The organism is Amycolatopsis nalaikhensis (assembly GCF_030264295.1).
Lineage (GTDB): Bacteria > Actinomycetota > Actinomycetes > Mycobacteriales > Pseudonocardiaceae > Amycolatopsis > Amycolatopsis nalaikhensis.
The window spans coordinates 8,092,109-8,106,332 of the sequence record NZ_CP127173.1 but is presented as its reverse complement, the minus strand read 5'-3'; the positions used below and the strand labels follow the sequence as shown (position 1 = coordinate 8,106,332).

Below are 14,224 nucleotides of genomic sequence, written 5' to 3'. Positions count from 1 at the left end.
TGGCCCAGCCGTCAGCTGGCGTTCTTCTGCGGCTGGTCGGCCGCCTGCTGCTTCTTCAGCTCGTCGAGCTGCCGCTGCAGGTCGGCGACCTGCTGGTCGGTCGAAGCCGGGGCGGCGGGGGTGGCCGGGATCTGCTTCGTCTCGGCGGGCTCGGCGTCATCGTGCGCCGCGGACTTGTCGCCGGTGAGGTCCTTGGTCTCGGCCTTGAAGATCTTCATGGACTTGCCGATGGACCGGGCCGCGTCGGGAAGCCTCTTGGCCCCGAACAGCAGCACGACGACGAGCACCAAGATGATCAAATGCCACGGCTGCAATCCGTTCAGCATGGTGGCCTCCTATCTGCGTCTGGTAGGGATGTTACTGGTTTTCCGGAGACCGGCGGCGTTCCGCGAACGCGACGCGCAACGCAGCCGTCCGGGCGCGGATCAACCCCGCCCGGTCCTGGGTGTTCGTAGCCACCATGCTTGCGGTCCGCCGGAAAGCACGCAAGACCTTGACGGTCCGGACCAGCAGAAGCAGGAGCAGCAGCAGGCCGATCGCGGCGAGCACGATGGTGGGCAGGTACGGCACGCGGTCAGCCTAGTGGTCGCAGGTTGACGGAAGGTGACGGGCTCGGGCCACGGCGTCGGCGGCCCGGCGGCCGACGTCCGACGCGAGGTCGGCCGGGCTCTCCACCAGCGCTTCCCCGCCGAGTCCCAGCACCAGGCGCACCATCCAGGACTGGTCGGCGTAGCGCATCCGGATCCGCAGCCGGCCGCCGTCGAGCTCGTCGAGCTCCTCGCACGGGTAGTACTCGGCTACCCAGCGTGCGTCCGGGTCGAGGACCAGCACGGCCTCCCGCTGGTCGGGCCGCTCGCGGAAGACGCCGTCGGAGATGTCGGTCGGGTGGGCGTGCGCGGGCGGCCGGGACGGCTCGTCGAGCACCGTCAGCTCGTCGATCCGGTCCAGCCGGAACAGCCGGACGCCCTCGGCGCGTCGGCACCACGCCTCCAGGTAGCCGACGGCCTGGACGATCAGCAACCGCATCGGGTCGACCGTGCGCTCGGTGATCTGGTCCTTCGACGCGGTGTAGTAGCGGATCCGCAGCGCCCGGCCGTCCTGCAGGGCCTGGGCGACCTCTTCGCGGGTCCGCGCGGTCTTCTTGCCTTCGCGCACGCCACCGCCGACGACCACGCCGGCGGGCTGGGCCTGCCCGGCGGCGGACTCGATCTTGGCGATGGAGCGGCGGACGGCGTCGCCGTCGACCACGCCCGGCGTCTCGGCCAGCGCCCGCAGCGCGACCAGCAGCGCGGTCGCCTCACCACCGGTGAGCCGCAGCGGGCGGTTCATCCCGGCGTCGTGGGTGACGACGATCGTGTCGCCCTCGAAGGACAGGTCGATCAGGTCGCCGGGCCCGTAGCCGGGCAGCCCGCACATCCACAGCAGCTCGAGGTCCTTGCGCAGCTGCTTGGGCGTGACGTCGAAGTCGTGCGCCGCCTCGTCGACGCGGATGCCCGGGCGCGCGAGCAGGTACGGCACGAGGGCGAGCAGCCTCGACATCCGGTCGGTGGACCCGCTCACCGGCCGCTCCCCTGCCGGGCCACGACGGCTTCGAGCCGGTCCTGGACGGACTTGGCCAGCACGTCGGGTTCGAGCACGACGACGTCGGGGCCCTGCGCGGCGATCCAGTCGGCGGCGGACTCCGGGAAGTAGAGCCCGATCTCGACGAGGTCGCCCTCTTCGCCGTCGACGGTGCACCGGCCGACGACGGTGCCGCGGCGGCGGACCCCGGCGGCCCGGCCGTCGGCGACCCACAGCCGCGCGGCCGTCACCGGGCTGGGCTCGGACTCGCCGGTGACCGACACGAGCTTGAGCAGGTTGACGCCCTCGGGCCGCTTGACCTCGCCGGGCTTGCCGACGGTGCGGACCTGGCCGGTGACGCGGGAGAGGCGGAAGCAGCGGGTGGCGCCGCGGTCGCGGTCGTGCCCCACGACGTACCAGCGGGCCTTCCACGACACGACGCCCCACGGCTCGAGGGTGCGCACCCGGCGTTCCGGCGAGCCGCTGCGCCGGTACTCGAACTTGACCACCTGGCCGTTCTGCACGGCGGCGAGCAGCGGCCCGAACGCCGGTTCGGCGCGCACGCGCGGCTCGACGACGGTGGGCGCCTGGTCGTCGACCTCCAGCCCGGCGGCCCGCAGCTTCACGAGGGCGCCCTGCGCCTGCCCGGTCAGCTCCGGGGAGTCCCACAGCCGGGAGGCGAGCGCGACGGCGGCGGCTTCGTCGGGGGCGAGGTCGATCTCGCCGAGCTCGTAGTCGCGGCGGGCGATGCGGTAGCCCTCGATGGCGTCGAAGGCGGAGTTGCGGCCGGTTTCCAGCGGGATGCCGAGCTCGCGCAGCTCGGTCTTGTCCCGTTCGAAGGTCCGGAAGAAGGCGTCGTCGCTGGCCGCGTCGCCGTAGCCGGGCACGATGCCGCGAATCCGCTCGGCAGTGAGGTACTGCCGGGTGGACAGGAGGGCCAGCACCAGATTGACCAGCCGTTCGGCGCGTGCGGTGGACACCCGGTAGAGCCTAGCTCGCGCCGCCCGGCCCGATCGTGAGGTCCGGGGTGCGCGCGTCGTAGTCGGCGCGGGCGCTGCTCACGGCGTCGAAGTTAGCCTCGGCCCACCCCTTGAACCCGGCCATCAGCGCGCGCAGGCTTTCCCCAAGCGGCGTAAGGGAATAGTCGACGCGGACGGGCACCGACGCGGTCACTTCGCGGCGGACGAGCCCGTCCCGTTCGAGGACCCGCAGGGTCTGGGTGAGCATCTTCTGGCTGACCCCGGCGATGCGCCGCGAAAGGTCGCTGTAGCGCTGCGGGCCGTCACCGAGCGCGACCAGGATCAGGCTGACCCACTTGCCGGCGATCTCGTCCAGGAGCTTCCGGGACGGGCACGCCGAGAGGTAGGCATCTCGCTGGTCCGCCACCGGCTGCCTCCTTCGTCGCGGGACCCGCTTCCTGATGGAGAGTAGCTCCCCGCGCGTTCGCGGGGCTAGCCTGACGGCATGGATGATCGTGTTCTCCTCGTGACCGGCGCGTCCCGCGGCCTGGGGGCCGCCACCGCGCGGCTGGCCGCCGCGGCCGGGTTCCGGCTCGCTCTCGTCGCACGCAAGGCGGAGTCCGTCGCCTCGCTCGCCGCCGAGCTCGGCGAAGACCGGGCGCTGGCCCTCGGCGCGGACGTCGCCGACTGGCCCGCGATTTCCGGAGCCGTCGCCGAGACGGTGGACCGGTTCGGCCGCCTCGACGCGGCGTTCGCCAACGCCGGGATCGGGGTGGGGACGTCGTTCTTCGGCACCGACGACCCCGACCCACGGGCGTGGGAGGACATGGTCCGCACGAACGTGCTGGGCGCGGCGTACACGGCTCGCGCGGCGCTGCCCGCGCTCAAGGAGACGGCGGGGCACCTGCTGATCACCGGCTCGGTGGCCGGGCGCTACATCCGCAACGCGAGCCTCTACTCGGCGACGAAGTGGGCCGTGACGGGGATGGCCGGGGCGATCCGCGAGGAGGCGGTCGGCACGGGGGTGCGGGTGACGCTGATCAACCCGGGCATCACGGACACGGACATCCTCACCGACGCCCAGCGAGCCAAGCCGATGCTGGCGGCCGAGGACATCGGCCGCGCGGTGTTGTACGCGCTGCAGCAGCCGCCGTCGGTGGACGTCAACGAGATCATGGTCCGGCCGACGGGCCAGGTGCTCTAGCGGCCCAGGCGGGCGACGCGGCCCTGGACCCCACTGGCCCAGCAGCTCCCCGACCCCGTGCAGTCCACGGTGTCGAAACTGCCCGAGTCGAACGCCGTCCAGTGCCGTCCACCGTCCCGGCTGAGGTCACTTCCGCCGGGGCCGACCCCGAGCACCGTCCCACCCCGCCAGGCCACGCCCGACCGATAGCCGGCCGGGTACTCACTCGGCGTCGCCCACGTCCGGCCGCGGTCGTGGCTGAGCGCGACCGCCGGGCCGGGCGCCGTCGGGTTCGCGTAGTCGCCGCCGATCGCGATGCCCTGGCCCGGGCTCCGGAACGCCACCGCGAACACCCCCGCCGACGCGCTGCTCGGCAACGGCGTCGCAGCGGCCGTCCAGTGCCGTCCGCCGTCGCCGGAGTGCAGGACTCGAGCCTTCGCGCCGCCGCCGGTGGCCAGCCACGCCTCGAACGGCCCCGCCGTCGTGACGCACTGGCCGCTCGCCGCGAAGCCCGCCTCGCCCGGCAACGCGGGCGGGAAACCGCTGTCGGGGACCTGGCGCCAGCTGCGGCCGCCGTCGAAGGTGGCCTGCACCCGGAACCGGCCGTCGACCGGGTCGCTCATCGCCAGCCCGCGCCACGGGTCGAAGAAGGCCAGGCAGTCGTAGAACGCCGCCGCCTCGGTGTTCTGGAACGTCTGGCGCCAGTGGGCGCCGCCGTCGTCGGTCCGGTAGACGCGGGAGTCCGTCCCGGGCCCGATCGACAGGACCACCGCGCGCTCGGCGTCGAACGCCTCGATGTCGCGGAACTCGAGCGTCCCGGTGTCCGGCGGGCCGACGGACTTCCAGGTCGCCCCGCCGTCCGTGGTCCGCAGCACCGTGCCCTGGGTGCCGCTGACCCACGCCACCCGCGCACTCACCGCGGACAGGCCGCGGAACTGGGCGGTGACCCCGGTCGGCGTCAGCTCCCACTTCGGCAGGCGCTCCCCCGCCGACGCGGGCACGGCGACCGACACCAGCAGGGCGCACACGAGCAGCACGACACGCATGCGCCGATCCTGCCGCACCCGCCCGGCGACTTTCGTAGGGAACGCCGGGCGGGCGGGCCGGTCAGAGCGAGCTGATCAGCCGTTCGACGCGCTCGTCGACCGAGCGGAACGGGTCCTTGCACAGCACCGTGCGCTGGGCCTGGTCGTTGAGCTTCAGGTGCACCCAGTCGACCGTGAAGTCGCGCCCGGCGGCCTGGGCGGCGGCGATGAAGTCGCCGCGCAGCTTCGCCCTCGTCGTCTGCGGCGGGGTGTCCTTGGCCGCCTCGATCTCGCCGTCGTCGGTGACCCGGCGGACCAGGCCCTTGCGCTGGAGCAGGTCGAAGATGCCCCGGCCACGGCGGATGTCGTGGTAGGCCAGGTCGAGCTGCGCGATGCGCGGGCTGGACAGGTCCAGGTCGTGCTTGTGCCGGTACCGCTCGACCAGCCGGTGCTTGATCGCCCAGTCGATCTCGGTGTCGATCTTGCTGAAGTCCTGCTGCTCGACCGCCTCGAGCGCCCGGCCCCACAGCTCGACGACGCGCTCGTTCGCCGGGGTCGAGCCGTTCTCCTTGAGGTGCTGGACGGCGCGGGCGTGGTACTCGCGCTGGATGTCCAGCGCCGACGCCTCGCGCCCGCCGGCCAGCCGCACCTGGCGGCGGCCGGTGAGGTCGTGGCTGATCTCGCGGATCGCCCGGATCGGGTTGTCCAGGGTGAAGTCGCGGAACTGGACGCCGGCCTCGATCATCTCGAGCACCAGGTTCGCCGAGCCGACCTTGAGCATGGTCGTCGGCTCCGCCATGTTCGAGTCGCCCACGATGACGTGCAGGCGCCGGTAGCGCTCGGCGTCGGCGTGGGGCTCGTCGCGGGTGTTGATGATGGGCCGCGACCGCGTGGTCGCGCTGGAGACGCCTTCCCAGATGTGTTCCGCACGCTGGGAGAGGCAGTAGACCGCGCCGCGCGGGGTCTGCAGCACCTTGCCGGCGCCGCAGATGAGCTGGCGGGTCACCAGGAACGGCAGGAGCACGTCCGCGATCCGGGAGAATTCACCCGCCCGGGTCACGAGGTAGTTCTCGTGGCAGCCGTAGGAGTTGCCCGCCGAGTCGGTGTTGTTCTTGAACAGGAAGATGTCGCCGCCGATGCCCTCGTCGGCCAGCCGCCGCTCGGCGTCGACGAGCAGGTCCTCGAGGATCCGCTCACCCGCCTTGTCGTGCGTGACCAGCTGGACCAGGTCGTCGCACTCGGCCGTCGCGTACTCGGGGTGCGAGCCGACGTCGAGGTAGAGCCGGGAGCCGTTCGACAGGAACACGTTGGAGGAGCGTCCCCACGACACGACTCGCCGGAACAGGTAGCGCGCCACCTCGTCGGGCGAGAGCCTGCGCTGTCCGTGGAAGGTGCACGTGACCCCGAACTCGGTCTCGATGCCAAAGATCCGCCGCTGCATCCCACCAGAGTAGGCGCTGCACCCCCTTCGACGGTGCGCCGTTCGGGCGTCGACACGCCCCCAGTAGGCCACAGACGGTGAATTCACCCTGAATACGGCACGATTGGAGCACGGCTCTTGACGGCGCGCGGAAGGCGGACCCTTTGTCACACCAGCTCATCCGGGCCTTCCGGCGGGTCGGGCGGACCGACCGCGCCTTGATGCGGCGCAGTGCGGCGTTGCCCGCTTCACGAGCCGATGACGCCCTGATGGCACTGTCGAGATCGGCGAACAAGTCCCGCCTGTGGTGGGGCGTCGCGGCCCTGCTGGCCACCAGGAAGGGCGAGACGCGCCGGGCCGCGTTGCGCGGGGTGGTCGCGATCGCCGGGGCCAGCGCCGCCGCGAACCTCATCGGCAAGCCGCTGTTCCCGCGCCGCCGCCCGGCCGAGGAGGAGGTGCCCATGCACCGCCGCCTGCGGAAACGGCCGACGTCGTCATCGTTCCCGTCCGGGCACTCGGCGTCCGCCGCGGCCTTCGCGACGGCGGTGGCGATGGAGTCCCCGAAAGCGGGGCTCGCCGTGGCCCCGCTGGCGCTGGCGGTCGCCTACTCCCGCGTCCACACCGGCGTCCACTGGCCCTCCGACGTGGGGGTCGGCCTGAGCATCGGGGTCGGCGTCGGGCTCGCGACGCGGCACTGGTGGCCCCTGCACGACGACATCCCCGGCCGCACGGCCCACGACGCCGAGGCCCCCGAGATGGTCGACGGGGAGGACATGCTCGTCGTCGTCAACCCCAGCTCCGGCGTGGCCACCCACGACCCGACCGACGAGGTCCGGTTCGCCTGGCCCAAGGCCGCCCTGCTCTACCCGGACCCGAAGCAGGAGCTGCGCGCCCAGCTCGAGGCCGAGATCGACGCGCGCGGCACGGTCCGCGCGCTCGGCGTCGCGGGCGGCGACGGCACCGTGGCGGCGGTCGCGTCCGTGGCCGCCGAGCGCGAACTGCCGCTCGCGCTCATCCCGGCCGGGACGTTGAACCACTTCGCCCGCGACGTCGGCGTCCGCGCGATGCCCGACGCCGACGCGGCGACCGAGGTCGGCAACGCCGTCGGCATCGACCTGGGCGAGGTCGAGATCGGCGGATCGAACGGCGCCGATCACCGATGGTTCGTCAACACGGCCAGCCTCGGCGGCTACCCGGAGATGGTGCGGCTGCGCGAGAAGCTGCAGGAACGGCACCCCAAGTGGCCGTCGGCGGCGATCGCGCTGGCCAGGACGCTGCGGCACGCCAAGCCGCTGACCGTCCGGCTCAACGGCAAGCTCACCCAGGTCTGGCTGCTTTTCGTCGGCAACGGCACGTACGCGCCCAAGGGGTTCGCGCCCAGCCGCCGTCCCGCGCTCGACACCGGCTTGCTCGACATCCGTTACCTGCGCGCGGACCTGCCCTACTCCCGCGCCCGGTTCCTGCTGGCCATGCTCACCCGCAGCCTCGCGGCCAGCCACGTCTACCAGGAAGCTCGACCTGCCGGAGCTGGACGTCGAGCTGCTCGACGGCAACCGCCGCGTCGCCACCGACGGCGAGGTCGGCCCGCTCGGCAACCGGTTCCGCTTCCGGTCCCGGCCGAGCGCCCTCACCATCTACCGCCTTTAATCGCTCTTTACCTTCTCTCAACGAACCCACAGGTGCCCCTGGCTAGCGTCATGATCGAGATGCGGGCGACCCTGCCCGCGGCCAGGGGACGAGCGGGGGTTCGATGGACGGGCACGGCTGGGCGAACGCCGTGCACCGGGCCGCGACGGACCCGGTGCTGCCTGGCGACATCACCGCCCGAGCCCGCGACCTGGGCCCGCTCGAGTCACCGCTCATCTGGCTTTCGCTCGCCTCGGCGGCCGTCGCCGTGCTGGCCGTGGTGATCGCGCTCGGGCACCGGCGCCGGATCCGCCGCTGGGGCTCGACGGCGTTCGGCGTCCTCCTGCTGCTCGCGGCGGTGACGTGCCTCAACAGCTACGTCGGCTACGTGCGCACCACCGACGACCTCGCCCGCCTGCTCCAGCGCGGCCCGGGGGTCGTCAACCTCGCCGGACGCCTCCTCGACGACGGCAAGGAGGCACCCGAAGCGAGCGCCGCCGCACCGCGGGCCGCGGTGAGCGCCGGTCAGCGCGTCGACGTGGTGAACCTGCCGGATCCGGCGCACGGGATCCCGTCGGGCAGCAACTACGTGATCCTGCCGCCGGGGTACACCACGGACACGGCCCGCCGCTACCCGGTGGTGTACCTGATCCACGGCTACCCGTTCGGCGGCCCGCGAGACTGGCTCACCTCGGGCGACGCGCCAGGCACGCTCTTGGCGCTGCAGCAGGCCCACGTGATCGCGCCGATGATCGTGGTGAGCGTCGACCTGACGGCGGGCAACCCGGCCACGGACTGGGAGTGCCTCGACGTCCCGGGTGGCCCGCAATTGGAGACTTACCTGGCCCGTACGGTGGTCCCGGCGATCGACCACCGCTACCGCACGATCCCTGACCGTGGTCACCGGGCGTTGGGCGGCATGTCCGGGGGTGGCTTCGGTGCTTTGAATATCGGGCTGCATCATGTCGATGAGTTCGCCACGCTGGTGATCGCGCTGCCCTACGACGATCTCAATGACTCTGTAGGGGTTCTCGACGGCAATCAGGCCGCCATTGCTGCCAATACGCCGCGTCGGTACCTGCCGACCATGGCGTTTCCAGCGCCGATCTCGGTGATGTTGGCTGTGGGGACTGGGGCGCCTACCGATGTGACCACTGCCCATCGGATCGCGGATGCTCTTCGGGCTCGGGGGCAGGAGGCTGTTGTGCATGCCGAACGCGGGTTCAACCACACCTGGCACACCGCTCGGGCTACGTTGCCTTACCTGCTGGCGTTTGCCGATCAGGCCTTTCGGGCTTCGCCTGTGGTTTCTTGACCTCGTTCTTCGAGCGCGAACGTCCACAGGCAAAACATGTCCTCGCCGGACGGGCAGGCTCCGGGATGGCCGGGGCTTCGTAGCCTTCTTGCGTTCTCGTGGGGGCCGCTGGGTGGTCATCCCGTCGCCTGATTGAGGCCTATCACTTTGAGCCAGGCCCGCAAGCCTCCGTAGCCAACTCGCGTTCTGGGAGTAGTTGCGGGCCTGGCTCAAAGTGATTTGACGGCCTCAGGCGACGGGATGACCACCCAGCTCCTTTGTCTAAGTTGGGCTCTCCGTCCCCACGAAACAGGGGCGCGGCCACTGGCCACGCCCCTGTTTCTGAACCTCACTCGCCTTCCGGCTTGCTCTCTGGCTCCTCGCCCACCGGGTCCGGGACCGGGAGCAGTGCGTCCAGCGCCGCTCCCGTCAGGCGGCGGAATGATCGCCTCGGGCGGTCCCGGTCCAGGACCGCCACCTCCAGCTTGATCGGGTCCGCTTCGCCGTTTCCGTTCGCCGCCGGGGTGCTCGATGACGAGCCTGCCGATGACGACGTCGACGACGCCGGCTGGCTCGGGGTTCGCAGGGCCGCCACCGCGACGCCCAGCGCCGCCTGCAGCTCCAGGCCGTCCTCGAACGTCTCCTTCAGCTTTGCCGAAATCTTGTCCGCCTGGCCGCCCATCACCACGTACTGCGGCTCGTCGAAGATCGACCCGTCGTACGTCAGGCGGTACAGCTGGTCCTCCGCCGCACTCGCGCCCACCTCCGCTACGCAGATCTCCACCTCGAACGGCTTCAGCTGCTCGGTGAAGATGCTGCCCAGCGTCGCCGCGTACGCGTTCGCCAGTGCCCTTGCGCTCACGTCACGCCGGTCGTACTGGTAGCCCTTCAAGTCCGCGTGGCGGATGCCCGCCACTCGCAGATTCTCGAACTCGCTGTAGCGGCCGACCGCCGCGAAGCCGATCCGGTCGTAGATCTCGGACACCTTGTGCAGCGTGGCAGACGGGTTCTCCGCCACGAACAGCACGCCGCCCGCGTACTTCAGCACCACCACGCTCCGGCCGCGCGCGATGCCCTTGCGCGCCAGCTCGGAACGCTCCCGCATCAGCTGCTCGGGAGAGGCATACAACGGCATCGTCACGGTGTGCGCTCCAGGTCTTTCGGTGTTCCTACGTTCACTGGTCCAAGCCCCGCGTCAGGACAGCCGGCGCTGCTGGCGCTCGATGCGGCCCTGGACCACGGCCTCGGCGACCGCCGCGGTCTCCGACTCGGACAGCTGCACGGCACCCTGCTCCGCCGTGATCGTCACGACGCTCGGGAAGATCCGGCGCACCAGGTCCGGGCCGCCCGATGCCGTGTCGTCGTCCGCCGCGTCGTACAGCGCCTCCACCGCCACCCGGACCGCGCCTTCGACGTCCGCGTCCGGGTCGTGCAGCTTCTTCAACGCCGACTTCGCGAACAGCGAACCCGAACCGATGCCCGCGTAGCCGCCGTTCTCCTCGTAACGCCCGCCCGCGGCGTCGTACGAGACGATCCGGCCCGCGTGCTTCGCGTCCTCGGCCTCCAGGTCGTAGCCCACGAACAACGGGATCGCCGCCAGCCCGGCCATCGCCATCTCGAGGTTGCCCTTGACCATCCCGGCCAGCTTGTTCGTCTTGCCGTCCAGCGACAGCGAAACGCCCTCGATCTTCTCGTAGTGCGCCAGCTCGACCGCGTACAGCCGCACCATCTCCACGGCCAGCCCCGCCGTGCCCGCGATGCCCACCGCCGAATACTCGTCGGTGACGTGCACCTTCTCGATGTCCCGGCTCGCGATCAGGTTCCCCGACGTCGCCCGCCGGTCGCCCGCGATCAGCACCCCGCCCGCGAACGTGCAGGCCACGATCGTCGTCCCGTGCGGGATGTTCAGCTCCGCCGCACCCGGCGCCACCCGCCGCTGCGGGAGCAGCTCCGGTGCCTGCTCACGCAGGAAATCGGAGAACGACGACGTCGCCGACGAGAAGTACGCGGCAGGCAGCGCGGGACCCGAGATGCCCCTGGTGTTGTCCATACGTGCTCAAAAATCCCATCTGTGCGGGCCGGGGCCCCACGGCCGGCGACCCGCAGGGGTCACCGCCACGCGGAACCCCGGCCGCCGGCTGAACGGTCGGCAAGGGCGCGGCGCCCGAGCGGCTTACTCGCCGCCCTTCTGCACGTAGGCCCGGACGAAGTCCTCGGCGTTCTCCTCGAGCACGTCGTCGATCTCGTCCAGGATCGTGTCCACGTCCTCGCCGAGCTTTTCGCGCCGCTCCTGACCCGCCGCGCCGGTGTCGTCGAACTCCTCGTCGGAGTCACCACCGCCGTGCTTTTCGATCTTTTCCTGGGCCATCTCGCCTCCCGGTGTGGCTGATGTTTCCTAGCCTACCCAGCGCCCCCGACATTCGGGGTCACGCCGCGATCGCTGGTGCGTCCCGCCTAGTCCGAACCGGTGAGCGCCTCCACCAGCTCTTCAGCGGTCGCCGCGTTGTCGAGCAGCTTGCCGACGTGCGCCTTCGTCCCCCGCAGCGGCTCCAGGGTCGGGATCCGCACCAGGGACTCCTTGCCCACGTCGAAGATGACCGAATCCCACGACGCCGCCGCGATCGACGTCGCGTACTTCTCCAGCGCCCGGCCCCGGAAGTAGGCCCGCGTGTCCGACGGCGGCGTCGTCACCGCGGCCAGCACCTCTTCCTCCGACACCAGCCGCTTCATCGACCCGCGCGTGACCAGCCGGTTGTACAGGCCCTTCGCCAGCCGCACGTCCGAGTACTGCAGGTCGACCAGCCGCAGCCGCGGTGCGCCCCAGGCCAGCTGGTCCCGCTGCCGGTAGCCCTCCAGCAGCCGCAGCTTGGCCGGCCAGTCCAGCCGGTCCGCGCACTCCTGCGGGTCGCGGGCCAGCGCGTCCAGCACCTCGCCCCAGACCCGCAGGACCTCCTTCGACGCCTGGTCCGCGCCCGTGCGCTCCAGGTTCTGCGAGGCGATCTCGTGGTAGGCGAACTGCAGGTCCAGCCCGGTGTACTTCTTCCCGTTCGCCAGCGCGACCTGTGTCTTCAGCGTCGGGTCGTGGCTGATCTGGTGGACCGCCTTGACCGGCTCGTCCAGCTTCAGGTCGTCGAACCGGATGCCCGACTCGATCAGGTCCAGCACCAGCGCCGTCGTCCCGACCTTGAGGTACGTCGAGTACTCCGACATGTTCGCGTCGCCGATGATGACGTGCAGCCGCCGGTACTTGTCCGCGTCCGCGTGCGGCTCGTCGCGGGTGTTGATGATCCCGCGCTTCAGCGTGGTTTCGAGGCCGACCTCGACCTCGATGTAGTCCGCACGCTGGGAGAGCTGGAACCCGGCTTCCTCGCTCTGCTGGCCGATCCCGACCCGGCCCGAGCCGGTCACGACCTGCCGCGACACGAAGAACGGCGTCAGCCCCGCGATGATCGCGGTGAACGGCGTCGACCGCGCGCACAGGTAGTTCTCGTGCGTGCCGTAGCTCGCGCCCTTGCCGTCGACGTTGTTCTTGTAGAGCTGCAGCTGCGGCTGCCCCGGCACGGAGGCGGCCTTCATCGCCGCCTCCTCCACGACGCGCTCGCCCGCCTTGTCCCAGATGACCGCGTCGCGCGCGTTCGTCACCTCGGGTGCCGAGTACTCCGGGTGCGCGTGGTCGACGTACAGCCGCGCGCCGTTGGTCAGGATGACGTTCGCCGCGCCGAGGTCCTCGACGTCCGGGTCGTGGCCCGGCCCGCCGGGGCCGGTCAGGTCGAACCCGCGCGCGTCGCGCAGCGGCGACTCCACCTCGTAGTCCCACCGCGCGCGCCGGGCGCGCGGGATGTCGGCCGCCGCCGCGTAGGCGAGCACGACCTGAGTGGAGGTGAGTACCGGGTTCGCCGTCGCGTCGCCCGGCACGGAGATGCCGTACTCGACTTCGGTTCCCATGATCCGCCGCATGTCCACCACCCTACGGGGTCGCCCTAGTGGAACGATGCACCCATGCCAGGCAGTGACGAACTCGTTGCCCTCTATGACCAGGCGGGCTCGGTCGTCGGCACGGCCACCCGCGCCAGGGTCCGCGCCGAGGCCCTGTGGCACGCCGCCGGCGTCGTACTGGTCCGTTCGGGTGACGGCCGAGCCGTTTACGTGCACCTCCGCACCGCCGTGAAGGACGTGTTCCCCTCGACGTGGGACTGCTGGGCCGGCGGCGTGGTCGCCGCCGGCGAAACCCCGGCCGAGTGCGCCCGCCGCGAGCTCGCCGAAGAGCTCGGCGTCCACGGGGTGGAACCCGTGCCGCTGTTCACCAAGGTCTACGACGACGGCCGCAACCGCTGCCACAACTTCGCCTTCGAGGTCCGCTGGGACGGCCCGATCCACCACCAGGCCGAGGAGATCGTCGAAGGCCGCTGGATCCCGCTGGAAGAACTCCGCGCGTGGATCGACGACCCGGCCCCGGAGCTGCCGTTCATCCCTGACGGCCGCGAAGGCGTCCAGGAGTGGTTCCGCCGCTACGGCTGAGCGGTCAGCTTCGCCGTCATCGCGGGCAGGAGCCGCTTGGCCGCGTCCATCGCGCGCGTCTCCGTGCTCGCCGAGACGGTCAAGCCCGACACGAGGTTCCCCTTGGCCAGCAGCACGGTGCAGGTCTTGCCTTCGCACCAGGCGCGTTGCAGGTCCACGCCGGACTGCGGCGGCACGGTCACCGTCTTGCCCGCGCACTCCGCGTTCGCCACGGCGTCGACGGCGACCCGCTCGGGGTAGGCCGCGACGCGGTGGCGCAGCACGGACCCACTCGGGTAGCGCCAGGTCGCGGTGCGGCTGCTCGTCGACACCCCGGCGGTCAGGCAACCCGAAGCTTCGCCGGAACCCGGCTGCACACCTTCTTCGGCGACGTCCGCGTCGGATAGCAGCGCTCGTTCCGCGAGCAGACCGGGGTCGGGAGCGGCGACGGCCGGCGTGACCGGAGCGGCCCTCGCCGGGCTCACCGGAGCGGCCTCGACCGGCGCCGACGTGGGCGCCGGATCGTCGTAGTACGTCTCCAGGTTGTTCGGATCCGGCCCGTCGCAGGCCGTCAGGCCCGCCAACGCGACCGCGGCCAAGGCGACCACCTGACGATGACGCACTCGCTCCGGCCTCCTGTCGTCCGTTGGTGCCTGCGAA

The 14,224-nt window shown here is 71.4% G+C and carries 15 protein-coding genes and 1 pseudogene; 4 read left to right on the top strand and 12 right to left on the bottom strand.

The window, feature by feature from the left end:
* Positions 1–11 precede the first annotated feature (11 nt).
* From tatA to QP939_RS39500, 5 genes are read right to left on the bottom strand one after another with little or no spacing between them, the layout of a single operon-like run.
* Positions 12–326, bottom strand: a complete 315-nt coding sequence (gene tatA / locus QP939_RS39520; protein ID WP_285451632.1) for a Sec-independent protein translocase subunit TatA — start codon at positions 324–326, stop codon at positions 12–14.
* A gap of 31 nt (positions 327–357) precedes the next feature.
* Positions 358–570, bottom strand: a complete 213-nt coding sequence (locus QP939_RS39515; RefSeq protein WP_285451631.1) for a bacteriophage holin — start codon at positions 568–570, stop codon at positions 358–360.
* A gap of 9 nt (positions 571–579) precedes the next feature.
* Positions 580–1,560, bottom strand: coding sequence for a helix-turn-helix transcriptional regulator (locus tag QP939_RS39510; RefSeq protein WP_285451630.1), 981 nt, complete (start codon positions 1,558–1,560; stop codon positions 580–582).
* Positions 1,557–2,540, bottom strand: coding sequence for a helix-turn-helix transcriptional regulator (locus QP939_RS39505; protein WP_285451629.1), 984 nt, complete (start codon positions 2,538–2,540; stop codon positions 1,557–1,559). Before QP939_RS39505 ends, QP939_RS39510 begins: the two co-directional genes overlap by 4 nt.
* Positions 2,541–2,550: 10 nt before the next feature.
* The gene (locus QP939_RS39500; protein ID WP_285451628.1) at positions 2,551–2,946 is read right to left on the bottom strand and encodes a winged helix-turn-helix transcriptional regulator; all 396 of its coding nucleotides are present in this window, start codon (positions 2,944–2,946) and stop codon (positions 2,551–2,553) included.
* A gap of 78 nt (positions 2,947–3,024) precedes the next feature.
* Here QP939_RS39500 and QP939_RS39495 point away from each other — a divergent pair, with 78 nt between their 5' ends.
* Entirely contained in the window at positions 3,025–3,723 is a 699-nt protein-coding gene (locus QP939_RS39495) for an SDR family oxidoreductase (protein ID WP_285451627.1), read from the top strand.
* On the opposite strand, the gene QP939_RS39490 is transcribed toward QP939_RS39495, so the two are convergent.
* On the bottom strand, positions 3,720–4,748 hold the full coding sequence (locus QP939_RS39490) for a WD40/YVTN/BNR-like repeat-containing protein (protein WP_285451625.1): 1,029 nt from the start codon (positions 4,746–4,748) through the stop codon (positions 3,720–3,722). The genes QP939_RS39495 and QP939_RS39490 overlap by 4 nt on opposite strands.
* Positions 4,749–4,809: 61 nt before the next feature.
* Complete coding sequence (pafA, locus tag QP939_RS39485; RefSeq protein ID WP_285451624.1) at positions 4,810–6,168, bottom strand: Pup--protein ligase; 1,359 nt, start codon at positions 6,166–6,168, stop codon at positions 4,810–4,812.
* Between the two features lie 143 nt (positions 6,169–6,311).
* Here pafA and QP939_RS39480 point away from each other — a divergent pair.
* Together QP939_RS39480 and QP939_RS39475 are read left to right on the top strand one after the other, a co-directional pair.
* A pseudogene (locus QP939_RS39480) lies at positions 6,312–7,794 on the top strand (bifunctional phosphatase PAP2/diacylglycerol kinase family protein).
* Positions 7,795–7,897: 103 nt separating this feature from the next.
* Positions 7,898–9,088: an alpha/beta hydrolase gene (locus QP939_RS39475; RefSeq protein ID WP_285451622.1), complete on the top strand. Its 1,191-nt coding sequence runs from the start codon at positions 7,898–7,900 to the stop codon at positions 9,086–9,088.
* Positions 9,089–9,416: 328 nt separating this feature from the next.
* On the opposite strand, the gene prcA is transcribed toward QP939_RS39475, so the two are convergent.
* From prcA to dop, 4 genes are all read right to left on the bottom strand, one after another.
* Positions 9,417–10,208: a proteasome subunit alpha gene (prcA, locus tag QP939_RS39470; protein WP_285451621.1), complete on the bottom strand. Its 792-nt coding sequence runs from the start codon at positions 10,206–10,208 to the stop codon at positions 9,417–9,419.
* Between the two features lie 54 nt (positions 10,209–10,262).
* Complete coding sequence (gene prcB, locus QP939_RS39465; RefSeq protein WP_285451620.1) at positions 10,263–11,117, bottom strand: proteasome subunit beta; 855 nt, start codon at positions 11,115–11,117, stop codon at positions 10,263–10,265.
* 123 nt (positions 11,118–11,240) lie between these two features.
* Positions 11,241–11,435 carry a ubiquitin-like protein Pup gene (locus QP939_RS39460; RefSeq protein WP_013226725.1) on the bottom strand — a complete coding sequence of 65 codons (195 nt, stop codon included), beginning with the start codon at positions 11,433–11,435 and terminating at the stop codon, positions 11,241–11,243.
* A gap of 86 nt (positions 11,436–11,521) precedes the next feature.
* Entirely contained in the window at positions 11,522–13,024 is a 1,503-nt protein-coding gene (dop, locus tag QP939_RS39455) for a depupylase/deamidase Dop (protein ID WP_285451615.1), read from the bottom strand.
* 42 nt (positions 13,025–13,066) lie between these two features.
* Here dop and QP939_RS39450 point away from each other — a divergent pair, with 42 nt between their 5' ends.
* Complete coding sequence (locus QP939_RS39450) at positions 13,067–13,585, top strand: NUDIX hydrolase (protein ID WP_285451614.1); 519 nt, start codon at positions 13,067–13,069, stop codon at positions 13,583–13,585.
* Here the strand turns inward: QP939_RS39450 and QP939_RS39445 are convergent.
* Positions 13,576–14,187, bottom strand: a complete 612-nt coding sequence (locus QP939_RS39445) for a hypothetical protein (RefSeq protein ID WP_285451612.1) — start codon at positions 14,185–14,187, stop codon at positions 13,576–13,578. The two genes, QP939_RS39450 and QP939_RS39445, sit on opposite strands and share 10 nt — an antisense overlap.
* Positions 14,188–14,224: the final 37 nt, after the last annotated feature.

Excerpts from the sequence above, each read along its gene's own strand:
- tatA (WP_285451632.1), bottom strand. The coding sequence starts at position 326 with ATGCTGAACGGATTGCAGCCGTGGCATTTGATCATCTTGGTGCTCGTC.
- QP939_RS39495 (WP_285451627.1), top strand. The coding sequence starts at position 3,025 with ATGGATGATCGTGTTCTCCTCGTGACCGGCGCGTCCCGCGGCCTGGGG.
- QP939_RS39490 (WP_285451625.1), bottom strand. The coding sequence starts at position 4,748 with ATGCGTGTCGTGCTGCTCGTGTGCGCCCTGCTGGTGTCGGTCGCCGTG.
- pafA (WP_285451624.1), bottom strand. The coding sequence starts at position 6,168 with ATGCAGCGGCGGATCTTTGGCATCGAGACCGAGTTCGGGGTCACGTGC.
- QP939_RS39475 (WP_285451622.1), top strand. The coding sequence starts at position 7,898 with ATGGACGGGCACGGCTGGGCGAACGCCGTGCACCGGGCCGCGACGGAC.
- prcB (WP_285451620.1), bottom strand. The coding sequence starts at position 11,117 with ATGGACAACACCAGGGGCATCTCGGGTCCCGCGCTGCCTGCCGCGTAC.
- QP939_RS39460 (WP_013226725.1), bottom strand. The coding sequence starts at position 11,435 with ATGGCCCAGGAAAAGATCGAAAAGCACGGCGGTGGTGACTCCGACGAG.
- dop (WP_285451615.1), bottom strand. The coding sequence starts at position 13,024 with ATGCGGCGGATCATGGGAACCGAAGTCGAGTACGGCATCTCCGTGCCG.
- QP939_RS39450 (WP_285451614.1), top strand. The coding sequence starts at position 13,067 with ATGCCAGGCAGTGACGAACTCGTTGCCCTCTATGACCAGGCGGGCTCG.